Origin of the sequence: Mesorhizobium sp. AR02, assembly GCF_024746835.1 — a bacterium.
Taxonomy (GTDB): domain Bacteria; phylum Pseudomonadota; class Alphaproteobacteria; order Rhizobiales; family Rhizobiaceae; genus Mesorhizobium.
In genome coordinates this window covers 4,196,880-4,219,177 of sequence record NZ_CP080531.1, presented here as the reverse complement: position 1 = coordinate 4,219,177, position 22,298 = coordinate 4,196,880, and the positions used below count along the sequence as shown (strand labels likewise).

Below are 22,298 nucleotides of genomic sequence, written 5' to 3'. Positions count from 1 at the left end.
CGATCGCCAACAGCTCGAACCGAAGCCGGCTGTTCTGCGAACCCGCGGAACCATCATCGAGTAGTCCATCGCCGAAGGTCATGACCCACGGCAGACGGATCTGACTGGAGAGAGACAATGGGCACTTTTTTCTACGTGGTCCTGGCGTTCCTGGTAGGCGTGTTGGTTGGCTGGTTTATCTGGGGCCGCCTGCGTGGTGAACTCGACAGCCTGCGCGGCGACCTCGACCGCACCCGCAGCGAGCGCGACCGGCTGCGCGCCGACAGCGACCGCCTGACCGGCGAACTCAATGCATGCGGCAAGACCCGCGCCGACCTCGAGCGACAGTTGCGCGAGGCGCAGGCATCCACGGGTGCTGGCGGAGCAAAGGCCGCCAGTCAACCATCAGCCACCCTGATGTCGACGCCGGCCACGGCCAAATCCACTCCGGCGGCCAAGGCTGCACCGGCCAAACCAGCCGCGGCAAAGCCGGCAGCGGCGAAACCCGCCGCGGCCAAGGCCGCGGCTCCAGCCAAACCCGCGGCGAGCAAACCCGCAGCCGCCGGCTCTGCAACCAAGAGCGCGGCCGCTCCCAAGGCAGCAGCTGCCAAGACAGCCGCACCGGCGCCAGCCAGGCCAGCCACGGCCAAGCCAGACAACCTGCGCAGGCTGATCGGCATCGGCCCTGTCAACGAGAAGCTGCTCAAGGGACAAGGCGTGACCAGCTTCGCCCAGATCGCCGCCTGGACGGCCGCCGACATCGAGCGGATCGAGCACGCCCTGCAATTCGGTGGCCGTGTCGAGCGCGAGCGCTGGGTCGAACAGGCCAAGTTGCTGGCGGCCGGCAACGAGGCGGAATTCGCCAAGCAATTTCCTTCGGCGGGAACCGCCAGCAACACCTGAGCGGCCGAAGCAAGGATCACAGCCGGCGGCGCCACGGGCGCCGCCGGTTTGTTTTTGCCGACCCGATCCAGCAGGTCGGCTTTAAGGGGCAAGGTGACGTTCCCTCGATTGCGCGCAGGCGGCCCCCCATATAGAGCGGTCAACGGCTTCATTGACCGCAGCACCCGAGTCCCATGTCCCTGCCCGCCGCCATTTTCCGCAACGACGAAAGCGCGCGTCAGCTCGTCTTCGACCGGCCTGCTGACATCATCGTGGCGCATGAGGCAAAGGACTTCCCGGCGGCGTTGCAAGCAGCACAGGCCGCGCACGATGCCGGCAAATGGCTGGCCGGCTATTTCTCCTATGAGGCTGGCTACCTGCTCGAACCGAAACTCGTTCCCTTGCTGCCGAAGGGACGTCGCGCACCGTTGGTCTGCCTCGGCGTCTTCGACACTCCGGCCGAAGAAGCGGTGCCGCCGCGCAACGCAGCAGCGACCAACGGCCCGATCTTCGATGCAAGGGCGGCCTGGTCGTTCGAGGATTATGAGAAACGCTTCTCGCGGCTGCATCAACACATCAGGCAAGGCGATTGCTACCAGGGCAATCTGACCTTTCCGGTGCAGGCGCAATGGTCTGGCGACCCGCTTGCCGCCTTCAACGCCCTGACCGAGCGCCAGCCGGTGAAGTATGGCGCGCTGGTGGCGCTGGGTGACCCGATCGTGCTGTCGCGCTCGCCTGAACTGTTCTTCGAGATCAATGCCGCCGGGATGATCGAGACGCATCCGATGAAAGGCACGGCCCCGCGTGGCGCGACCAAGGCCGAAGACGAGCGGCAGAAGACCTTCCTGCGCAATGACGAAAAGAACCAGGCCGAGAACCGGATGATCGTCGACCTCCTGCGCAACGACATCTCGCTGATCAGCGAGGTCGGCACCTTGGAGGTGCCGGAACTGTTCCGCATCGAGAGCTACCCGACCGTCCACCAGATGGTGAGCGACGTCAGGGCGAAGCTGCTGCCGGGGCTCTCGATCCGCCAGATCTTCGCAGCACTCTTTCCCTGTGGCTCGATCACCGGCGCGCCCAAAATCCGTGCCATGGAGATCCTGCACGATCTGGAGGGCACGCCGCGCGACGTCTACTGCGGCGCCATCGGCTGGATCGCGCCCGGCGGCACGATGCGCTTTTCCGTGGCGATCCGCACCATCTCGCTCTTTGCCAGTGGCGAGGCCGTCTACAATGTCGGCGGCGGCATTGTCTTCGATTCGACGCCTGAGGAGGAGTATCAGGAGTGTCTGCTCAAAGCCCGCTTCGCGACGGGGACACCGCCGATTTCGAGCTGATCGAGACCATGCGCTGGCAGACCGGGACGGGCTTCCTGCGCTTCGATCGCCACCTTGCACGCCTCTATGGCTCGGCGGCGGAGCTCGGCTTTGCCTGCGATCCGCAGGGAATAGGCGCCGTGCTAGGCAACGCGATCGACGGCTCCCAGACCGCCATGCGCACGCGGCTCGCTTTGGCGCGCAACGGCGAAGCCACCGCCTCGGCGCAACCCTACGAACCGCTGGCCGCCGACAAGGTCTGGGTGCTGCGGCTGGCGCGGACGCGGCTCGATTCAAGCAACACGCTGCTGCGCCACAAGACCAGCCGGCGGCAACTCTACACCCATGCCCGTTCCGAATATCTCGTCACCCAGGCCGACGAGGTGATCCTGGCCAATGAGCGCGGCGAAATCTGCGAAGGCACCATCACCAATGTCTTCGCCGATTTCGGCGACGGCGTGCTGGCAACGCCCCGGCTCGATTGCGGCCTGCTGCCTGGCGTATTGCGCGCCGAGCTTCTGGATGAAGGCCGGGCGGCGGAAGCGATCTACACCTACGATGATCTGAAGTCGGCCAAGGCTCTCTTTGTCGGCAATTCGCTGCGCGGCCTGATTCCCGCAAAGCTGGTGTGACCAGGAGAATGCCATGTTCGTCGTTTCGCTGAACTACAAGGTGCCGTTGACCGAGATCGACCGCTTGCAGGCGGCGCATATCGAATGGCTGAGGGCCTGCTATGCGGAGGGCATCTTCATCGCCTCCGGGCCGAAGAAACCGCGGACCGGAGGCATGATCATCGCGCAAGGCCCGCGCGAAATCCTCGACGCCAGGCTGGCTGCCGACCCCTTCGCCAAGGCGGGTGCCGCGGACTACGACGTCACCGAATTCCTGGCCAGGATGACCGCCGGCGGTCTCGACGCTTTCAAGGAAGCATGAGCTTGGTCGAGGCCCTGCCTACCCACACCCCTTATGATGGCTCGTCGAAGCTGTTCAACATCGGCCTGAAGCCGCTCGACCCCGCAAGCTGGATCGAGGTCGACAGCCATCTCCTGCCCTATCTCGCCGAGAAGCGCCGGCTTTATGCTGAAATCCCCGAACGGGTTTTCGTCGAGGAGGACGGTACACGGGACGCCCAGGGCGAAGTGCTCGACTTGCTCGGCGCGTACCTGCCGGAGAGATTTCCAAACACCCATCGCCGCACCGATGCGGGCGTCGAGGTGGTCGACGCCGCGAACCACCCTGCCCTGCCTTCGGGTCTTGCCGGCGCGCCGCTGGTCGCAGCCTCGCTGCTGGTCCAGGAAGACCTGATCCTGATGCGCCGCGACGACAGCGGCTGGCGGCTCGCGGCGGGTTCGCTGTGCTTTCCCTCGTCCTGGTCGCTGCTCGAAAAGTTCGGCAAGCCGCTGCAGCAGATCCATGAGCCTGTGCCGGGCTTCGGCCCGGGCACGCGCCCCGCCGCATTGATCAACCGCATGTTCGACGGTCTGCAGGGCCAGGCGGTCGAGCGCTTCAACTGGTCGATCCAGGCCGACAATGCGCTCTACCATCCGCTATCGAATGTCGAGCGCATCGACCGCGCCACCAACCGGCCGACACGCTTCCCTGACGGTGACGTCAAGGCGCACGCCTTCATCCGCGTCGAGCGTCAGACGCTGCGCAAGCTGCCGTCCTCACGCGACATCCTGTTCACCATCCGCATCCATCTCGACCCGCTCGCCGTACTGGCGCGGCATCCCGACCGGGCAACGCTCGCAGTGTCTTTTGCCGCTCAATTGGAAGCGCTCGATCTCGACCAGCTCGACTATAAGGGCCTGACATCAGACCGCGCCCGGCTGATGTCGGTCCTTAACCACATGGCCAGGGACGGCTAGCCTCAGGTTGGCGCTTTTCGCTGGTTTATGACAATGATCTGTGATGTAGCGCATGACCGTTGGGCGAAAATGCCCGGGTTTTTGCACGTGTCCGAAGGAGTGCTCGATAAAATGGCGAATGAAAACTGGCCCGTTTACGGTGAGATCACCGGCCCCGTGGTGATGATCGGCTTCGGCTCGATCGGACGGGGAACGCTGCCGCTCATCGAACGCCATTTCAAGTTCGACAAGTCGCGCATGACGGTCCTCGACCCACGCGATACCGACCGCAAGCTGCTCGACGAGCGCGGCATCGCCTTCGTCCAGGAAGCGGTGACCGAGAAGAACTACAAGAAGCTTCTGACGCCGCTGCTGACTAATGGCGGCGGCCAGGGCTTTTGCGTCAATTTGTCGGTCGATACCGGCTCGGTAGACCTGATGCGGCTCTGCCGCAAGCTCGGCGTGCTCTACATCGACACCGTCGTCGAGCCGTGGCCCGGCTTCTATTTCGACGCCAAGGCCGACAATGCCAGCCGCACCAACTATGCGCTGCGCGAAGCGCTGATCAAGGAAAAGCACGACAGACCGGGCGGCGCCACCGCCGTGTCGACCTGCGGTGCCAACCCCGGCATGGTTTCGTGGTTCGTCAAGCAGGCGCTGGTCAACCTCGCCACCGATCTTGGCCTGGAGTTCTCGGAGCCCGCGCAGGAAGACCGCGAGGGCTGGGCCAAGCTGATGAAGAAGGCCGGCGTGAAGGGCATCCATATCGCCGAGCGCGACACCCAGCGCGCCAAGAAGCCGAAGCCGATGGATGTGTTCTGGAACACCTGGTCGGTCGAGGGCTTCATCTCCGAGGGCCTGCAGCCGGCCGAACTCGGCTGGGGCACGCATGAGAAATGGATGCCGAAGAACGGCAAGAAGCACAAGCACGGCTCCAAGGCCGCGATCTATCTGGAGCAGCCCGGCGCCAACACGCGCGTGCGCTCCTGGTGCCCGACGCCAGGCCCGCAATACGGCCTGCTTGTGACGCACAACGAGGCGATCTCGATCGCCGATTTCTTCACCGTGCGCTCCAAGAAAGGCAAGGTCCAATACCGGCCGACCTGCCATTACGCCTACCATCCCTGCAACGATGCGATGCTGTCGCTGGACGAGATGTTCGGCGCCGCCGGCAAGCCTCAGCCGGTGCACCACGTGCTTGACGAGAACGAGCTGGTCGACGGTGTCGACGAGCTCGGCGTCCTGCTCTACGGCCACGACAAGAATGCCTACTGGTATGGCTCGCACCTCTCGCTCGCCGAGGCGCGCAAGCTGGCGCCCTATCAGAACGCCACCGGCATGCAGGTCACCTCTGCGGTTCTGGCCGGCATGGTCTGGGCGCTGGAAAACCCGGATGCCGGCATCGTCGAGGCCGACGAGATGGACTACAAGCGCTGCCTGGAAGTGCAGTCGCCCTATCTCGGACCGGTCGAAGGCCATTATACCGACTGGACGCCGCTCGACAGACGCCCGGGGCTGTTCCCGGAGGACCTCGACCGCAGCGATCCGTGGCAATTCCGCAACATCCTCGTCCGATAGCGTCGCGCGCACCATGCGCCATTGCCTTGCAATCGCCCGGAAATCGGGCGATTGAAGAGATGCGGCCTGGAGCAGCGCGCGTCCCGTCGGACGCACGCCGCTTCAGTACTTTGGACGTTCGCATCGCGCCTGCCAAAATCGAAAACCGATTCTTGGGCCGATGCGTTTGGAGAGGATTTCAGATGACTATTGCGCGCAAAGTTCTTTCGATGGGCGTGGCGGGTTCGGTTGCCCTGATGCTCGCTGCCTGCACCACCACCGGTCCTGACCAGCCGCCAATGGCGGCAGCACCGAAAGGCGTCGAAGGTTCGTGGATCGACGGCACGGGCAAGGCACTTTCGACATTCAACGGCGGAAAATACAAGACTGTTTCCGCCGAGACTGGAGAGCCATTCGCCGAGGGTTCCTACACCATGACCGGCGCCACGTCCCTCGAGATCACCGGCACCTCGCTGATCCGCCACACGCAGATCAACACCAACTGCCTGATGGTCTCCATCAACCAGCTCAACTGCACAGACTCGGCTGGCAAGAACTTCGTGTTTACGCGTCGTACTTGAACCAACACTGACCGAGCTAAAAGGACGGCGGCCCTGTGGCCGCCGTCCTTTTTTGCATTTGCAAATACCCCGGGTTTTTCGCCAGAAAATACCCCGGGTTTTTCGCCAGAAAATACCCCGGGTTTTTCGCCAGAAAATACCCCGGGTTTTGCGGCTGCAAACAACCTCGGCATTTCCGCTTGCGTCAGCCGGAACGCGATGGGAACATGGTCAAAACGCTGGCTGTTATACCCCAGTCAAGCAAGGGCGCTAAACGCCTCTGATCAGCCTACCGGGAGACGAAGATGAAGAAGCTTGCCGCCATTGCCGCCCTGTCCGTGTCGACGCTTGGCCTGTCGGCCGGCGCATCCTTTGCCGACTACACATTGAACATTTTGCATTTCAATGATTGGCACAGCCGCATCGAAGGCAACAACAAATACGAATCGACCTGTTCGGCCGACGAGGAGACCAAGGGCGAATGCATCGGCGGCGCGGGCCGGTTGATCACGGCGATCGCCCAGGAACGCAAGAAGCTCGAAGGCCAGAACGTGCTGCTGCTCAATGCAGGTGACAGCTTCCAGGGATCGCTGTTCTACACCACCTACAAGGGCGCCGTGGAAGAGGAATTCCTCAATCAGATAAAACCCGACGCGGTGACGCTCGGCAACCACGAGTTCGACGACGGCGAGAGCGCGCTGGTGCCTTACCTCGACAAGGCGAAGTTCCCGATCGTCAGTGCCAATGTCGTGCCCAACGACAAGTCCGGCGCAGCCGGCAAGATCAAGCCGTCGATCGTCGTCGAAGTCGGCGGGCAGAAGATCGGCATTGTCGGCGCCGTCACCAACGACACGCCCGAACTCGCTTCCCCCGGCCCCAACATCACCATCGCGGACGACGTCAAGTCGATCACGGCGGAGGTCGAGAAGCTGAAGGCACAAGGTGTCAACAAGATCATCGCCGTGACCCATATCGGCTATAACAGGGAGCGCGATGTCATCGCCAAGATCCCCGGCATCGACGTCGTCGTCGGCGGCCACAGCCATACGCTTTTGTCGAACACCGATCCGAAGGCGGCAGGCCCCTATCCGACGATGGTCGACAATCCCGGCGGCTACAAGGTGCCGGTGGTGCAGGCGGCTTCCTACTCAAAATATCTCGGCGAGTTCAAGATCGTCTTCGACGACAATGGCGTCGTCAAATCCGCCAGCGGCGATCCTATCTATCTCGACAAGTCGATCACGCCCGATCCCGCCGTGCTCGCCCGCATCAAGGAGCTTGGCGCGCCGATCGAGGCCCTGAAGAACAAGGAAGTGGCGGAGACCACCGACGTCATCGACGGCAGCCGCGAGAATTGCCGCGCTAGGGAATGCGCGATGGGCAACCTCGTCTCCGACGCGATCCTCGACCGCGTCAAGGGACAGGGCGTCGAGATCGTCATTTCCAATGGCGGCGGCCTGCGTGCTTCGATCGACAAGGGCACCGTCACCATGGGCGAGGTGCTGACCGTGCTGCCGTTCCAGAACACGCTGGCGACCTTCCAGATTTCCGGCAAGGACCTGGTGGCCGGTCTCGAAGGCGGCCTCAGCCAGATCGAGGACGGCGCCGGCCGCTTCCCGCAGGTCGCGGGTCTCAAATATTCCTTCGACAAGTCGGTCGCGCCCAATGCCGGCCGCGTCAAGTCGGTGGAGGTGATGGAGAACGGCGCCTGGACGCCGATCAACCCCGACAAGGATTATCTCGTCGCCACCAACAACTATGTCCGCCAGGGCGGCGACGGCTACAAGGTCTTCGCCGAAAAAGCCAAGAACGCCTATGATTACGGTCCGGGCCTCGAGCAGGTCGTGGCCGACTATCTCGGCGCCCACCGGCCTTACACACCCAAACTCGACGGCCGCATCACCGAGATCGCCGCGACTGTCGCGGCGGCACCGGCAGCGGAACCGGCCAAGGCTGCCGAACCGGCAAAGCCTGCCGAGGCAACCCCTGCCCCCGCGCCAGCAGAGCCTGCCAAACCCGCTGAGGCCGCAAAGCCCGCGGATACGGCACCGGCAATGCCCGAATTGCCCGCCAATTCAGGCGATATCGCCAACACACCACCGGCCATATCGACGGATGCAGCGCCTCCGCCACCGGCCCCGCCGGCTCCCGCTGCTCCAGCACCTGCACCAACCGAACCGGCAAAACCGGCCGAAGCTGCCCCTGCACCGGCGGCACCAACGCCAGCAGAACCGGCAAAACCCGCTGAGGCAGCGCCAGCAACAGGCAGCCATGTCATCGTCGCCGGCGATACCTATTGGGATCTGGCCAAGAAGGCCTATGGCGACGCGACCAAGTGGAAGCTGATCTATGAAGCCAACAAGGGTCAACGGCCGCATCGGCTTATGCCTAGCGCGACGCTGACCATCCCGGCGAAGTAACGCCGCTTCGGGTTCTGCAATGACAAGCCCGTCCGGGAAACCGGGCGGGTTTTGCGTTTTCAGGCTAAGGTGCGGCCAGACGCTGCATTGAAAACCGGCGCACCATCGCTAGTTTCACGCCGTGTCCGGAGAACCCTTATGACGCTTTCCACCCCTGTCGATCCCAAAGCCGCGAAGGCCCTCGCCCCACGGCCGGCCGGGCATCCGCCGGTCAAGACCGGCAAGGTCGGCGTCATGCTGGTCAACCTCGGCACGCCTGATGGCACCGACTTCAAGCCGATGTGGCGGTATCTCCGGGAATTCCTGTCCGATCCGCGTGTCATCGAGCTCAACAGGGCGATCTGGTATCCGATCCTCTACGGCCTGGTGCTCACCACGCGACCGAAGAAGTCGGGCGCCAATTACGCCCGGATCTGGAACCGGGAGAGGAACGAGTCGCCGCTGCGCACCTACACGCGCGCGCAGAGCGAAAAGCTGGCCGAAGCGTTGCGCGACCTGCCCGACGTCGTCGTCGACTGGGCGATGCGCTACGGCAACCCTTCAACGGTAAGCGTCGCCGAAAGGCTGGTCGCGCAAGGCTGCGACCGTATCGTTTCGTTCCCGCTCTATCCCCAGTATTCGGCGACCACGACGGCGACCGCCAACGACCAGCTGTTTCGCGCGCTGATGAAGATGCGCGCAGCCCCCGCCATCCGCAGTGTGCCGCCCTACTATGACGAGCCTGTCTACATCGAGGCGCTGGCGCGTTCGATCGAGCAGAACCTCGCAACGCTGGATTTCGAGCCAGAAGTGGTCCTCGCCTCCTATCATGGCATCCCAAAACCCTATTTCGAGAAGGGTGATCCCTATCATTGCCACTGCCAGAAGACGACGCGGCTGTTGCGCGACAGGCTCGGCTGGGACGAGAAGAGGCTGATCACCACCTTCCAGTCGCGCTTCGGCGCGCAGGAATGGCTGCAACCCTACACCGACAAGACGGTTGAAAAGCTGGGCAAGGACGGCGTGAAGTCGATCGCCATCGTCAATCCCGGCTTTTCGGTCGACTGCATCGAGACGCTGGACGAGATCGGCCGCGAGGCGGCCGAGACTTTTCATCACGCCGGCGGCAAGAATTTCGCCCATATCCCTTGCCTCAACGACAGCGCCGAGGGCATGGCGGTGATCGAGGCGATGGTGCGGCGCGAACTTTCCGGCTGGATCTAGCACCCGGAACAACGGCCACTCCGGAGCGTTGAGGCGCACCTTCCGGAGAACTCGATGCCCCGCAAACTCGACCTCAGAACTGGCCGGCCCGTCTGGTCGGCCTATCGCGCCCCTGCCGTGCCGACATCGGCGCTGACCCGCGACGCCAAGACCGACGTGCTGATCATCGGCATGGGCATCAGCGGCGCCATGATGGCCGAGGCGCTGACGGCAGACGGTCATGCGGTGATCTGCATCGACCGGCGCGGGCCGTTGAAAGGCTCGACCGCGGCAACGACGGCGCTGGTCCAATTCGAAATCGACCAGCCGCTTTCAACGCTCTCGAAGATGATCGGCAAGGCCAGCGCACAGCAGGCCTGGCGACGCTCGCGGCTCGCCGTTTCCAACCTAGCTGGCCGCATCGAGGATCTCGCAATCGACTGTCGCCTGCGCCGCACCCAGTCGCTTTATCTGGCCGGCACGGTGCTCGGCCCGTCGGAACTGCGGGATGAAGCCGAAGCGCGGCGGCAAGCGGGCATTGCCGCGACCTATCTGACGCCGCAGCCGCTGACGGAGACATTCGGCATCGACCGCGGCGGCGCCATCCTCAGCCACGGCAACATCGCGCTCGACCCGCGCAGACTGACGGCCGGGCTGCTGCTCAAGGCGCTGGGGCGCAAGGCGCGTTTCCATGCGCCCGTCGAAGCGACGGCGATCGAGGACAATGCCGACGAGGTGGTCGTGACAACAAAGGATGGCCCGACCATCACGGCACGGTATGTGGTCCTGGCCACCGGCTACGAACTGGTCGACATCGTGCCTGCCGCGGCCCACCAGATCATCTCGACCTGGGCGATCGCGACGCGCCCGCAACCGCGAAAGCTCTGGCCGGGTGCAGCGTTCATCTGGGAAGCGTCCGATCCCTACCTCTACATGCGCGCGACGGCGGATGGCCGCGTCATCTGCGGCGGCGAGGACGAGGATTTTGTCGACGAGACAAGGCGCGATGAACTGATCGCCGACAAGAGTGCCCGTATTGCCGAAAAACTCGGCCGGTTATTCCCCCATCTCGACGTCAAGCCTGAGTTCGCCTGGACCGGTTCCTTCGGCACCACGTCCACCGGCTTGCCCTATATCGGCGCCATCCCGAGGCACCCACGCATCCATGCGGTCATGGGTTACGGTGGCAATGGCATCACCTTCTCGCGCATCGCTTCCGAAATTATTTCGGCTTCGATCAAAGGACTCGCCGACACTGACGCAGAGCTCTTCGCCTTCAACCAGTGAGTGCAAACCGACAAACAATCCATCATCACCTGATTGTAACGCACCTGAAACACACTTAAGTCTTTGGTGAAGTCGGCTGCGCGGGAATGGCTCTCGCAGCCTGCTTCTGAGGGAGAGCCAAATGGATTTCAGTGGTTTCGATATTGCGGTCATTGTTCTTGTCGCGCTTGTCGTGCTGGTGCTGTTCAAAGGCATCAAGACAGTTCCGCAAGGCTACAATTATACCGTCGAACGCTTTGGTCGTTACACCAGGACACTGAGCCCCGGCCTCAACATCATCACGCCCTTCGTCGACCGCATCGGCGCCAAGATGAACATGATGGAACAGGTGCTCGACGTTCCGAGCCAGGAGATCATCACCCGCGACAACGCCATCGTCGGTGTCGACGGCATCGCTTTCTACCAGATCCTCAATGCGGCCCAGGCTGCCTATCAGGTTGCCGGCCTGCAGAATGCCATTCTCAACCTGACGATGACCAACATCCGTACCGTCATGGGCTCGATGGACCTCGACGAGCTCCTGTCGAACCGCGACGCCATCAACGAGCGCCTGCTGCGCGTCGTCGACGAGGCGGCGCATCCGTGGGGCATCAAGATCACCCGCGTCGAGATCAAGGACATCAACCCGCCGGCCAACCTCATCGAATCGATGGGCCGCCAGATGACCGCCGAGCGTAACAAGCGCGCGCAGATCCTCGCCGCCGAAGGCCTCAAGCAGTCGCAGATCCTCGAAGCCGAGGGCCGCAAGGAAGCGGCCTTCCGTGACGCCGAGGCGCGCGAGCGCTCGGCCGAGGCCGAAGCCCGCGCCACCCAGGTGGTGTCGGAAGCGATTTCCAAGGGCGACGTCCAGGCGCTGAATTACTTCGTCGCGCTGAAATACACCGAAGCACTTGGCAGGATCGGCACCGCCACCAACAGCAAGATCGTGCTGATGCCCTTCGAGGCGTCATCGCTAATCGGCTCGCTCGGCGGCATCGGCGAAATCGCCAAGGAAGTCTTCCGCAGCGAAGGCACGACCGGCGCACAGCGCCAGTCCGCCCGCCCGCCGGTCGTGCGTCCGACCGATAATTAAAGTCTCCAACAGAGGAGAACACCATGATCGATCGTGTCATTTCCGAACTCGGCCCGTGGAGCTGGATGGTTCTGGGCTTCGTCCTGCTGGTGATGGAAATCATCGCGCCCGGCATCTTCATGCTGTGGATCGGCATCGCCGCGCTCATCATCGGCGCGGTGTCGCTGCTGATCTGGGATGCGGCGATCTGGACCTGGCAGGTCCAGGTTCTCGCTTTCCTGGCGCTGTCGCTGGTCTCGGCCTATGTCGGCAAGAGACTGGTCGGCGGGCGCCATGACCCGACCGACCAGCCACTGCTCAACCGGCGTGGCGCGCAGATGGTCGGTCGCATGGCGACGCTCGCCGAGCCGATCGCCAACGGCCGCGGCCGCATCAAACTCGGCGACACGCTGTGGCGTGTGTCCGGCCCCGACCTGCCAGCCGGCACGCAGGTGCGCGTGACGAGCGCCGCGGATACGGACCTGGAACTGACGGTGGAACGCGTCTGAATTTTCACAGCACACACCGCGCGGCGGCGAGGTGTATTGAGATTCAGGTCAGGCCGAGCCGAGAACGATGGCTTTCGAGAACCGGAGCGGAGCGTACTTAAGTACGTGAGCACCGGAAGCGCAGAAAGCCGCCGTTCGCAGGCCGGCCTCACCTGAATATCAATGCACCTCAGGCTGCGCCGATGCGCAGCAGGTCATGGAAATGCACCACGCCCAGCGGCATATTATTTTTGGTCACCACCAGCGCGCCGATATTGTGCTCGTTGAGCAGCGCGATCGCGGTGCCGGCAAGCGTCTGCGGGTCGACCGTCTTGGGCGTGCGGGTCATCACCTCGTCGACGATGACGTCGGCCAGGTGGCGGTGCAGGTTGCGCGCGACATCGCCGTCAGTGATGATCCCGGCCAATTCGCCATTGGCGTCGACGATCAGGACGCAGCCGACCTTCTTCTGCGACAGCGTCATCACCGCTTCCGGCATCTTGGTGCCGAGCACGGCCAGCGGCATCTGGTCGCCGACCCGCATGATCTCGGAGACCATGGTCAGGTTGGCGCCGAGCTGGCCGCCGGGGTGGAAGGTGCGGAAATGATCCGGCGTGAAGCCGCGCGCCTCGAGCAGCGCGATCGCCAGCGCATCGCCGATGACCAGTTGCAGCAGCGTCGATGTCGTCGGCGCCAGGCCGTGCGGGCAGGCCTCCGGGGTGCGCGGCAAAAGCAGCACCACGTCGGCCGCACGCGCCAGCGCCGATGTCTCCCCAGCGGTTATGGCGATAAGCGGAATGGAGAAGCGCCTGGAATAGGCGATGATGCCCTTGAGCTCGAGGCTTTCGCCCGACCACGACATGGCGATGATAGCATCGTCCTTGGCGATCATGCCGAGATCGCCGTGATTGGCCTCGACGGGATGGACGAAGAAGGCTGGCGTGCCTGTAGAGGCCAGCGTCGCCGCGATCTTCGAGCCAATATGGCCGCTTTTGCCGACCCCGGTGACGATCAGCCGGCCTTCGATCTTCGAGATCATGTCGACGGCCTGCGCGAAAGGCGCGGCCAGTCCGTTCTCGAGCGCTTCGGCCAGGGCGGCGATCCCGGCCTGCTCGGTTGCCACCGTTCTCAGTGCCGAATCAATCGACGCTTGCCTGTCCAGGGGCTTCTTATCCAGGGATTTCGCATGCATGGGTGATGCGATTAGCGCTTTGCCGCCCGCCTGTCCAACAGAAATGGCTGTGGCGCCTTGGGGGCAGAGACCTCGGACGCGGTGCTCGATCCCGCAAACAGCGGCACTTTAACCGGACGAACGATCGCCACCTCAACCCTCCGTTAACCATCCCCATTTACGGTTCGGTAAGTATGGCGCGCACAGCGCCGCGCAAGCAGTGGTGGCGATGTCCGGGGCCCAGCCAGAAAAATCAAGAGGACGACAGGGCAAGGCGGTATGCGCCCTGCTGCTGGCGACCAGCATGCTTGCCTTGCTGCGCCCAGGGCAGCTTCATGCCCAGGAGACCGAGCTGCGCGGCGAGGTTTCCGAATCGGCGATCCTGTCCGACCAGCAGCGCAAGGCAAGGCAGCTCGCCCTTGCCGCCAAGGGCCAGCAGGCGCCGGCCAACGCCGCGCAGGACGATACGCCGCCGCGCACCTATCTGCCGGCCAGCGTCGGCGCTGTCCCCGACGACACGAACACCGATGCCGCCACCGGCAGCGTTTTCGATCCACCGCAGGCGACCGACGACACGTCCACCGACAATCCGACGCCGCCCAAGCCTCGCCGCCGCCCATCGACTGCCAGGCAGAACGCGGCGGATCAGGACAAGACCAAAGCGGGCACCAAGACGGCCGACAAGTCGAAAAAGAAGAAAAAAACGACGGCTGCAACCACCGACACCACCGCTTCAACAACGGCCTCCACGACGGACGCTGCCGGTACGACCGACACCGATGAGGAGACGGCCAACCGCCGTGCCCTCACCGTCGACAGCGCCGACAGGCAGAAGCTCGACCCCGGCGCCGAGCGCACCGCCGCCATTGAAGGCCAGAACAAGAAAGCCGAAGAGGATCCGTTCGCGCCCACCGGCGTCAAATGGGGCTCCTTCGTCATCCGGCCGTCGATCGAACAAGGGCTGACCGCCACCACGAATGGTGATTCGAGCAGTGCCGGCACCTCGGCGCTGCTGTCGGAGACGGCGTTGCGCTTTACCGCCGTTTCCGACTGGCGCGAAAACGCCGCCACCATCGACGGCTATGGCCTGTTTCGCGAGACCGTTTCGGGCTACCGGGTTCACGATGCGCAAGGCCGCATCGAAGGCCAGCTCAATGTCGACCTCGACAACGAACTGCGCGCCATCGCCAAGCTCGGCTATGAAGCGGTACCGGAGACGGCGTCATCACCGAATGCCATTGCCGGCGTCAGCACCCAGCCGCTGCGGCAGACGATCGACGGCAGCCTCGGCGTCGAAAAGCACATCGGCAAGATGCAGTACACGCTGACTGGCGCGGTCTCGCACGACTTCTATGGTGACGCCAAGCTTTCGGACGGCACAACGCTGTCGCAGAAGGATCAGGACAACACGCTCTACACGGCGACCTTGCGCACCGGTTACGAAATCTCCCCTGCCCTCACCCCGTTCACCGAGATCGAGGTCGGCCGCCGGGCCTATGATCAGCGCATCGACAATGAAGGCTTCGAGCGTTCCTCGACGCGCCTCGGCGCCCGCGCCGGCCTGCAACTCGACATGGGCGAGAAACTGTCGGGTGAATTCTCGGCCGGCTGGCTGCGGGAAGCGATCGATGACAAGAGCCTGGAGGCGATTTCGGGCGCCACCGTCAACGCCGACCTCAAATGGTCGCCGGAGCGCGGCACCACGATCGGCTTGACCGGCAAGACCACCGTCGAGACCACGACCACATCAGGTGAAAGCGGCGATATCCTTTACTCCGGCCGCCTGACCGGTGAACGCCAGATCCGCGCCAATCTTACCGCAAATGCGGCTCTGGGCCTCGACTGGCGCCACTATGTCGGCATCGATGGCCATGACAGGATCCTGAGCGCCGAGACAGGGCTGACCTGGTGGCTGAACCGCTATGCCGGCCTCACCACAAGGGTGAGGACCGAGAAGCTGACCAGCAACCTGCCTGGCCGCGACTACACCGCCAACAGCATCTATCTCGGCCTGAAAGTGCAGCGTTGAGAACGTCCGAGCTTCGTCATCAACTCTGAGGAATGGTGGCGTCTCTGAGCCTGGCGTTTAGGGTGACGACGATTTTTCGCATGACGGCAGCGATGGCCACCATTGGCTTTTTGCCGTTGGTGATGAGGCGTTTGTAGAAGGTGGCGAACTCGCCCCTTCCGGCAGCGGCGTGCAATGCGGGCATGTAGAGGATGCTCCTGATTTCCGGTCGTCCGCCGCGGATTTTGCGGTAGCCTTGCTTTTGTCCGCTGTCGTTTGGATGAGGCGCGAGCCCTGCAAGGGCTGCAGCCTTTCGGCGTGTCATGGTGCCGAGCTCGGGCAAGATGGCCAGCAGCTTGGCGGTCACGATCGGGCCGAGACTGTCCATGGCCGTGCAGATGGCGGCTCGATGCTTGAGGGCGCTGCTACCGGCGATCAGCTCGCGCATGGCTGCATCGATGGCTTGGATCTGACGCTCGACGACTTTGATCACGGCCTCGAAGGAGGCAGCGAGCTCGCGGCCACCAGGTGCCTTGGCGCGGTTCTTCTCTGCGATCTTGATGGCGATGAGTTCCTGGCGGCGGCGCACCAGGGCGCGCAAGCGGGTCTCGTCGGGGTCCGGGGCTTGCCAAAGGGTCAGCTTTTCCCAGCGTTCGCGACCGTAGGCTCTCAACATGGCGGCATCGATGGCATCGCTCTTACCGTGCGTGCCGTAGGAGCGGATGAAGCTCTTGACCTTGAGCGTGTCGGCGCGATGGCAGGCGATGCCGGCGCGCAGGCACTCTTCGAGCAGCAGGCTCTCATGGCCACCGGTCGGTTCGCAGACCACGAGATCGGCCTGTTTGTGGCTCTTGAGGAAGGCGCGGATCGTGCGTCGCTGGTTGTCGATGACTTGGGTGGTGGTGCCGTCGGCGGCGGTGATGGTGTCCTTGGCGATATCGAGGCCGAGGCACAGGCTCGGTTGTTGATGCAAGAAGGCCATGCTGGTGGTATCCTTCTAAGGCTTCGGATTGTTTGCGGGCGTGGCGCAAGCCAGCGGCCAATCAACTCTCCAAGCGATGGCGGACAAAGACGGCAGGGACCATGATGACGTCGGGTGTTGCCCGATCCCAGGGACGGTCGCCTGCCGCCGGGACTGCCGGTTGTGATGGGCCGCAGTCCCGGCCGCCACACTACCCAATCCTGCTCAAACAATCCTGGGGCGAAGCAAGGAGCGAAGCGACGCGGCGCAGACCCCAGGATCCATGCCGCGACTTATGAGCGCCTCTGCGGTGGTGGGCCTGGAGACATCGTTCCGGACCGCTAACACTCTGGGTCTCATGTAACAGAATGGATCCTCGGGTCTCCGCGACGGAGCTTCGCTCCTGCTCCGCCCGTGGATGACGACGGTGTGGGGCCTAAAAAGCCGCCCCGCGGCGCTCCGACGGCTTCATCTCGTCGAGCAGCGTGCGGATCACCCCGGCCATGTTCTCGTTCATGTCGCTGCGCCACAGCGCGAAGGCGACATTGGCCTCGACGAAGCCTTCCGGCGAACCGCAATCGAAGGTGCGGCCCTGATAGTGGTAGCCGTAGAAGGCCTGCTGCTTTTCCAGCTTCAGCATCGCGTCGGTGAGCTGGATCTCGTTGCCGGCGCCCTTTTCCTGGCCTTCGAGGATCTTGAAGATCTCGGGCTGCAGGATGTAGCGGCCGTTGATGTAGAGATTGGAGGGTGCCGTGCCGGTCTTCGGCTTCTCCACCATCTCGGTGATGCGGAAGCCATGATGCGTGTCCTCGCCGCGGCCGACGATGCCATATTTGTGCGCCTCTGCCGGGTCGCATTCCTGCACGGCAATGATGTTGTTGCCGGTTTCCTCGTAGAGCTCGACCATCGACTTCATGCAGCTCTTTTCCGACTGCATGATCATGTCGGGCAACAACAGCGCGAACGGCTCGTCACCGACCAGCTCGCGCGCGCACCAGACGGCATGGCCGAGACCCATCGGCACCTGCTGGCGGGTGAAGCTGGTCTGCCCCGGCGCCGGCTGCAGCCGCTGCAACCGGGCAAGCTGCTCGTCCTTGCCGCGCTGGGCCAGCGTGTCATAGAGCTCGAACTGGATATCGAAATGGTCTTCGATGACCGCCTTGTTTCGGCCCGTCACGAAGATGAAATGCTCGATGCCGGCTTCGCGCGCCTCATCCACCACATACTGGATGACCGGCCGATCGACGACGGTCAGCATCTCTTTGGGAACAGCCTTGGTGGCCGGGAGGAACCGCGTGCCGAGACCGGCGACCGGGAAAACTGCCTTGCGAACTCTCTTCATGCTTTCAATTATCCGTTTGCTGGCCGGCTCCGCAATCCCTGTTTCGCGACATTTTCACGCCGGAATTGAAGATTACTGGGGCGGGTGAGGGAAACTTCCACCGGTTAAAGCATCGAGGGTGTCTTTTCGTTCCAGGCGACACCTATGGTAAACTAATTCCTAACCCGGTTCGGCGATGAATGGTCTTTCCTGAGACAGAGAAGGAGGAAAACATGTCCGTTCGCAATGCCGCAAAACGTTTCACCAGCGTCATGACGGCCGCCAGCCTCTCGCTCGCTCTGCTGATGCCTGCCGGCCCAGCCTTCGCCGACGCCGGTTTCCGGCAGTGGGTCGCCGGTTTCCGCGCCACCGCCGTGGCGGGTGGGGTTTCCGGCGCTGTCTACGACCAGGCTTTCCGGGATATCAAAGAGCCCGATCCGGTGGTGCTGGAAAAGGCGCGCACCCAGCCGGAATTCACCGCGCCCGCCTGGGACTATTTCGACAACCGCGTCCATGACCAGTCGGTCGCCGTTGGCCAGCAGATGGCGAAAAAGTGGAAGCCGTGGTTGGACAGGATCGAGGCGCGGTTCGGCGTCGACCGCTACATTCTGCTCGCCATCTGGTCGATGGAATCGAACTATGGCGAGATCCTCAAGCGCGACGACATCATGCGCAACGTCGTGCGTTCGCTGGCGACTTTGGGCTATGGCGACCCGAAGCGGTCGAAATATGCCCGCACCCAGCTGGTCGCGGCGCTGAAGATCCTGCAGACCGGCGACATCGATGAAAGCCACCTGATGGGCTCCTGGGCCGGCGCCATGGGGCAGACGCAGTTCATCCCTACCAGCTACCAGCATTATGCCGTCGATATGGATGGCAACGGCAAGCGCGACATCTGGAATTCCATCCCCGATGCGCTGGCGACATCAGCCAATCTGTTGAAGAAGAATGGCTGGCAGGCCGGCAAGACCTGGGGCTACGAAGTCGCCATCCCGGCCGGAAAACTGCCAGGCGGCTCGAAGACGCTGGCGCAATGGCAGGCGCTTGGCGTCGTCAGGGCCAGCGGCAAGCCGTTCAAGAACCTCACCGACAAGGCGACGCTGAAGGTGCCAGATGGCCGTGGCGGACCGGCCTTCCTGATGGTCAGGAATTTCTCGGTCATCAAGGCCTACAACAACGCCGACAAATATGCGCTGGCTGTTGGCTTGCTCGCCGATGAGATCGCCGGCGGGAGCGGCCTGGTCCAGGATTGGAAACGGCCCTTCACCAAGCTCACCTTCGAGGAAAGGCAGGAGTTGCAGAAGCGGCTTTCGCAGCACGGGCTCTATGACGGCAAGTTCGACGGCAAGATCGGTGACGGCACGAAAACAGCCATCATGACCTATCAGGCAAAGGTCGGCTTGACCCAGGACGGCTATCCGAGCATGGAAGTGCTCAAATGGCTCAGACAAAAATAGAGCTGACCAGGGCGCCACGCGCGTTTCCAGCGCACTCGGCGGGCGCCATGGCACTTTGAACTTGCGCCCGGCCGCAAAACCGGCTCCGGTTTGCGGGACCAGGCACAAGGGGATGGAGGAGTGATTGGTTTCGGCCGCGCGTATCGCGTTGCTTGTTCGTCGCACGCCGATCCTTTTTCTGGCGATCGTCCTGCTGGCGATTGGCGCCGCCGGTGCCTTCCATGCGCCGGCCATGGCGCAGGAGCAGCCGCAGCAAAATCGTGGCTGGTCGTTGCGCGATCTTCTATTCCCGCGCCGCAGCGAACGCGTCGAGCCGCCGCTCGACATTCAGAAGGCAAAGCCGAAGCCTCGCAAACCCCGGGTGCCACGTGCGCCGGTCGAACCACAAGTGCCAATAGTTGAGAAGGCGCCAGACGCCCGCACTGTCCTGGTGGTCGGCGACTTCATGGCGTCCGGTCTCGCCGAAGGCCTGGACACCGCCTTTGCCGACAACCCAGCCATCAGGATCGTCGTCCGCTCAAATGGTTCATCCGGCTTTGTGCGCGATGATTTCTACAACTGGCCAGAACAGATCAAATCGCTGATCGAGACCGAGAAACCGGCCGCGGTGGTCGTCATGCTGGGCTCCAACGATCGCCAGCAGATGAAAGTGGGCGATGTGCGCGAGCAGCCCCGGTCGGAGAATTGGACCAAGGAATATGAGCGCCGCACCGACGAACTCGGCAAGGCCATCGCCACGGCCAAGGTGCCTTTCCTGTGGGTCGGCATGCCAGCATTCCGGGTGCCGAAGATGACGTCCGACATGCTGGCCTTCAACGACATCTACCACAAGGCCGCCGAAGGCCATGGCGGCGAATTCGTCGATGTCTGGGACGGCTTCGTCGACGAGAATGGTGCCTTCATCACCACCGGCCCCGACATGAACGGCCAGCCGGTGCGGCTGCGCGCCGATGACGGCATCAACGTCTCCAAGGCCGGCAAGCGCAAACTCGCCTTCTACACCGAAAAGCCGCTGATGAAGATACTGGGCCTGGCCGCGCCTGGAAGCGTGGCCCCGGCCACGGCACCAGCAGGCGCGCCGGTCGAAGCACCGGCGCCGGCAGCCGCACCCATTGTCATCGACCGCACCGTACCGATGCTGCTCAGCGATCCGGCACTCGACGGTGGCACCGAACTGCTCGGCGCCGCCCCGCCGGCAAAAGCCAATCCGGCTCTTCCCGGGGAAAGACTGGTGATCGAAGGCAAGGCGCCGGAGGCGTCGCCCGGACGCGCCGACGATTTCTCCTGGCCACCGAAGGCGGAGCCGCCGGCGACAGCCGCGGCGGCCGACACGACGACGGCGATTACTCCTTAACGCGGTAGCACAGTCGACCCCATCAGCGCCTCATCGATCGAGCGCGCTGCCTGGCGGCCTTCGCGGATCGCCCACACGACCAGCGACTGGCCACGGCGCACGTCGCCCGCCGCATAGAGCCGGTCGACGCTGGTGCGATAGTCGCGGTCATTGGCCTCGACATTCCGGGAGCGGCGGTTGTCGGTGGTGATCTTCATGTCACCCTCGAGTTCCTTCGCCACGCCCACCGCCGCCGGTCCGGCAAAGCCAATGGCGATGAAAGCAAGGTCGGCACGGATGACGAATTCGGTGCCAGGGATCGGCTTGCGCTTGTCGTCGACCTCGCAGCATTTGACGCCGGTCAGCTGGCCCTCTTCGCCGATGAATTCGAGCGTCGCCACCTGGAATTCGCGCTCGGCGCCCTCGGCCTGCGAGGACGAGGTGCGCATCTTGGTTGCCCAGTAGGGCCAGACGGCGAGCTTGTCTTCCTTCTCGGGCGGCTGCGGGCGGATATCGAGCTGGGTGACGCGCACCGCGCCCTGACGGAAGGCAGTGCCGACGCAGTCGGACGCGGTATCGCCGCCGCCGACGACGACGACATGCTGTCCGCCGGCGATGATCGGATGCGACGGCCAAGCCACCGACTGGATCGGCTCGCCGCCGACGCGGCGGTTCTGCTGCACCAGATAGGGCATCGCGTCATGCACGCCGCCGAGATCGTCGCCTGGAATGCCGGCGGCACGCGGCGTTTCCGACCCGCCGCAATAGAGCACGGCATCATGCTCCGCGAGCAGTTCGGCGACGGGCTTGTCGACACCGACATTGACGCCGCAATGGAAGGTCACGCCCTCGCCCTGCATCTGCTCGATGCGCCGGTCGATATAGTGCTTCTCGATCTTGAAGTCGGGAATGCCGTAGCGCATCAGCCCGCCCGGGCGGCTCTCGCGCTCATAGACATGGACGTCATGACCGGCGCGGCCGAGCTGCTGGGCGGCCGCCATGCCGGCCGGGCCGGAGCCGATGATGGCGACCCGCTTGCCGGTCTTCTTCTCCGGCGGATAGGGCCTGATATGGCCGGTCTCATAGGCCTTGTCGGCGATCGCCTGCTCGACCGTCTTGATGGCGACCGGAATGTCCTCGAGGTTCAGCGTGCAGGCTTCCTCGCAAGGTGCGGGGCAGATGCGGCCGGTGAACTCCGGGAAATTGTTGGTCGAGTGCAGGTTGCGGATCGCGTTGTCCCAGTCCCTGTTGTAGACGAGGTCGTTCCAGTCGGGGATCTGGTTGTGGATCGGACAGCCCGTCGGCCCGTGACAGAACGGAATGCCGCAATCCATGCAGCGCGCGGCCTGTTTCTCGACCTCCTTGTCCGACATCGGCAGCGTGAACTCACGGAAATGCCGGATGCGGTCGGAGGCCGGCTGATACTTGTGCACCTGCCGGTCGATTTCGAGAAAGCCTGTTACCTTGCCCATAGT

At 63.6% G+C, this 22,298-nt stretch carries 19 protein-coding genes; 15 read left to right on the top strand and 4 right to left on the bottom strand.

What is annotated here, in order from left to right:
- Positions 1–117 precede the first annotated feature (117 nt).
- The 12 genes from DBIPINDM_RS24585 to DBIPINDM_RS24530 all read left to right on the top strand — a co-directional run bounded on the left by DBIPINDM_RS24585 (position 118) and on the right by DBIPINDM_RS24530 (position 12,593).
- Entirely contained in the window at positions 118–882 is a 765-nt protein-coding gene (locus DBIPINDM_RS24585) for a proton-conducting membrane transporter (protein ID WP_258581642.1), read from the top strand.
- Between the two features lie 173 nt (positions 883–1,055).
- Positions 1,056–2,201, top strand: a complete 1,146-nt coding sequence (locus tag DBIPINDM_RS24580) for an aminodeoxychorismate synthase component I (protein WP_258581641.1) — start codon at positions 1,056–1,058, stop codon at positions 2,199–2,201.
- Complete coding sequence (locus DBIPINDM_RS24575; RefSeq protein WP_258581640.1) at positions 2,150–2,812, top strand: aminotransferase class IV family protein; 663 nt, start codon at positions 2,150–2,152, stop codon at positions 2,810–2,812. The genes DBIPINDM_RS24580 and DBIPINDM_RS24575 overlap by 52 nt, the downstream gene beginning before the upstream one ends.
- Before the next feature lie 13 nt (positions 2,813–2,825).
- Positions 2,826–3,113 (top strand): YciI family protein, encoded by a 288-nt coding sequence (locus DBIPINDM_RS24570; RefSeq protein ID WP_258581639.1) that lies wholly within the window; start codon positions 2,826–2,828, stop codon positions 3,111–3,113.
- The gene (locus DBIPINDM_RS24565) at positions 3,110–4,048 is read left to right on the top strand and encodes a heme-dependent oxidative N-demethylase family protein (RefSeq protein WP_258581638.1); all 939 of its coding nucleotides are present in this window, start codon (positions 3,110–3,112) and stop codon (positions 4,046–4,048) included. The genes DBIPINDM_RS24570 and DBIPINDM_RS24565 overlap by 4 nt, the downstream gene beginning before the upstream one ends.
- Positions 4,049–4,159: 111 nt before the next feature.
- The gene (locus tag DBIPINDM_RS24560; RefSeq protein WP_258581637.1) at positions 4,160–5,605 is read left to right on the top strand and encodes a homospermidine synthase; all 1,446 of its coding nucleotides are present in this window, start codon (positions 4,160–4,162) and stop codon (positions 5,603–5,605) included.
- Positions 5,606–5,787: 182 nt separating this feature from the next.
- Positions 5,788–6,165, top strand: a complete 378-nt coding sequence (locus tag DBIPINDM_RS24555; RefSeq protein ID WP_258581636.1) for a hypothetical protein — start codon at positions 5,788–5,790, stop codon at positions 6,163–6,165.
- Positions 6,166–6,449: 284 nt separating this feature from the next.
- On the top strand, positions 6,450–8,564 hold the full coding sequence (locus tag DBIPINDM_RS24550) for a 5'-nucleotidase C-terminal domain-containing protein (protein ID WP_258581635.1): 2,115 nt from the start codon (positions 6,450–6,452) through the stop codon (positions 8,562–8,564).
- Between the two features lie 138 nt (positions 8,565–8,702).
- A complete protein-coding gene (gene hemH, locus DBIPINDM_RS24545; RefSeq protein ID WP_258581634.1) occupies positions 8,703–9,767 on the top strand; it encodes a ferrochelatase in 1,065 nt (354 codons plus the stop codon).
- 54 nt (positions 9,768–9,821) lie between these two features.
- Positions 9,822–11,033 (top strand): NAD(P)/FAD-dependent oxidoreductase, encoded by a 1,212-nt coding sequence (locus DBIPINDM_RS24540; RefSeq protein WP_258581633.1) that lies wholly within the window; start codon positions 9,822–9,824, stop codon positions 11,031–11,033.
- A 121-nt stretch (positions 11,034–11,154) separates the two neighbouring features.
- Positions 11,155–12,105, top strand: a complete 951-nt coding sequence (locus tag DBIPINDM_RS24535) for an SPFH domain-containing protein (RefSeq protein WP_258581632.1) — start codon at positions 11,155–11,157, stop codon at positions 12,103–12,105.
- A gap of 23 nt (positions 12,106–12,128) precedes the next feature.
- A complete protein-coding gene (locus DBIPINDM_RS24530; RefSeq protein ID WP_258581631.1) occupies positions 12,129–12,593 on the top strand; it encodes an NfeD family protein in 465 nt (154 codons plus the stop codon).
- Between the two features lie 169 nt (positions 12,594–12,762).
- Here the strand turns inward: DBIPINDM_RS24530 and DBIPINDM_RS24525 are convergent, their stop codons facing one another.
- Complete coding sequence (locus DBIPINDM_RS24525) at positions 12,763–13,764, bottom strand: KpsF/GutQ family sugar-phosphate isomerase (protein WP_258581630.1); 1,002 nt, start codon at positions 13,762–13,764, stop codon at positions 12,763–12,765.
- 208 nt (positions 13,765–13,972) lie between these two features.
- Between DBIPINDM_RS24525 and DBIPINDM_RS24520 the strand changes: the two genes are divergently transcribed.
- The gene (locus DBIPINDM_RS24520; protein WP_258581629.1) at positions 13,973–15,772 is read left to right on the top strand and encodes an outer membrane beta-barrel protein; all 1,800 of its coding nucleotides are present in this window, start codon (positions 13,973–13,975) and stop codon (positions 15,770–15,772) included.
- A 19-nt stretch (positions 15,773–15,791) separates the two neighbouring features.
- Here DBIPINDM_RS24520 and DBIPINDM_RS24515 read toward each other — a convergent pair whose 3' ends face one another.
- Entirely contained in the window at positions 15,792–16,733 is a 942-nt protein-coding gene (locus DBIPINDM_RS24515) for an IS110 family transposase (RefSeq protein ID WP_258581564.1), read from the bottom strand.
- Positions 16,734–17,148: 415 nt separating this feature from the next.
- Positions 17,149–18,054: a UTP--glucose-1-phosphate uridylyltransferase GalU gene (galU, locus tag DBIPINDM_RS24510; RefSeq protein WP_027030893.1), complete on the bottom strand. Its 906-nt coding sequence runs from the start codon at positions 18,052–18,054 to the stop codon at positions 17,149–17,151.
- A gap of 212 nt (positions 18,055–18,266) precedes the next feature.
- Here galU and DBIPINDM_RS24505 point away from each other — a divergent pair, with 212 nt between their 5' ends.
- Positions 18,267–19,490, top strand: a complete 1,224-nt coding sequence (locus DBIPINDM_RS24505; protein WP_258581628.1) for a lytic murein transglycosylase — start codon at positions 18,267–18,269, stop codon at positions 19,488–19,490.
- Positions 19,491–19,614: 124 nt separating this feature from the next.
- Complete coding sequence (locus tag DBIPINDM_RS24500; protein ID WP_258581627.1) at positions 19,615–20,844, top strand: DUF459 domain-containing protein; 1,230 nt, start codon at positions 19,615–19,617, stop codon at positions 20,842–20,844.
- On the opposite strand, the gene DBIPINDM_RS24495 is transcribed toward DBIPINDM_RS24500, so the two are convergent.
- Positions 20,841–22,295, bottom strand: coding sequence for a glutamate synthase subunit beta (locus DBIPINDM_RS24495; protein WP_258581626.1), 1,455 nt, complete (start codon positions 22,293–22,295; stop codon positions 20,841–20,843). The two genes, DBIPINDM_RS24500 and DBIPINDM_RS24495, sit on opposite strands and share 4 nt — an antisense overlap.
- Positions 22,296–22,298: the final 3 nt, after the last annotated feature.

Bases quoted from the DNA above. Each gene is read 5' to 3' on its own strand.
- DBIPINDM_RS24520 (WP_258581629.1), top strand. From the start codon at position 13,973: ATGTCCGGGGCCCAGCCAGAAAAATCAAGAGGACGACAGGGCAAGGCG.
- DBIPINDM_RS24540 (WP_258581633.1), top strand. From the start codon at position 9,822: ATGCCCCGCAAACTCGACCTCAGAACTGGCCGGCCCGTCTGGTCGGCC.
- DBIPINDM_RS24515 (WP_258581564.1), bottom strand. From the start codon at position 16,733: ATGGCCTTCTTGCATCAACAACCGAGCCTGTGCCTCGGCCTCGATATC.
- DBIPINDM_RS24505 (WP_258581628.1), top strand. From the start codon at position 18,267: ATGTCCGTTCGCAATGCCGCAAAACGTTTCACCAGCGTCATGACGGCC.
- DBIPINDM_RS24495 (WP_258581626.1), bottom strand. From the start codon at position 22,295: ATGGGCAAGGTAACAGGCTTTCTCGAAATCGACCGGCAGGTGCACAAG.
- DBIPINDM_RS24530 (WP_258581631.1), top strand. From the start codon at position 12,129: ATGATCGATCGTGTCATTTCCGAACTCGGCCCGTGGAGCTGGATGGTT.
- galU (WP_027030893.1), bottom strand. From the start codon at position 18,054: ATGAAGAGAGTTCGCAAGGCAGTTTTCCCGGTCGCCGGTCTCGGCACG.
- DBIPINDM_RS24535 (WP_258581632.1), top strand. From the start codon at position 11,155: ATGGATTTCAGTGGTTTCGATATTGCGGTCATTGTTCTTGTCGCGCTT.
- DBIPINDM_RS24570 (WP_258581639.1), top strand. From the start codon at position 2,826: ATGTTCGTCGTTTCGCTGAACTACAAGGTGCCGTTGACCGAGATCGAC.
- hemH (WP_258581634.1), top strand. From the start codon at position 8,703: ATGACGCTTTCCACCCCTGTCGATCCCAAAGCCGCGAAGGCCCTCGCC.
- DBIPINDM_RS24555 (WP_258581636.1), top strand. From the start codon at position 5,788: ATGACTATTGCGCGCAAAGTTCTTTCGATGGGCGTGGCGGGTTCGGTT.
- DBIPINDM_RS24565 (WP_258581638.1), top strand. From the start codon at position 3,110: ATGAGCTTGGTCGAGGCCCTGCCTACCCACACCCCTTATGATGGCTCG.
- DBIPINDM_RS24585 (WP_258581642.1), top strand. From the start codon at position 118: ATGGGCACTTTTTTCTACGTGGTCCTGGCGTTCCTGGTAGGCGTGTTG.
- DBIPINDM_RS24580 (WP_258581641.1), top strand. From the start codon at position 1,056: ATGTCCCTGCCCGCCGCCATTTTCCGCAACGACGAAAGCGCGCGTCAG.
- DBIPINDM_RS24560 (WP_258581637.1), top strand. From the start codon at position 4,160: ATGGCGAATGAAAACTGGCCCGTTTACGGTGAGATCACCGGCCCCGTG.
- DBIPINDM_RS24525 (WP_258581630.1), bottom strand. From the start codon at position 13,764: ATGCATGCGAAATCCCTGGATAAGAAGCCCCTGGACAGGCAAGCGTCG.
- DBIPINDM_RS24550 (WP_258581635.1), top strand. From the start codon at position 6,450: ATGAAGAAGCTTGCCGCCATTGCCGCCCTGTCCGTGTCGACGCTTGGC.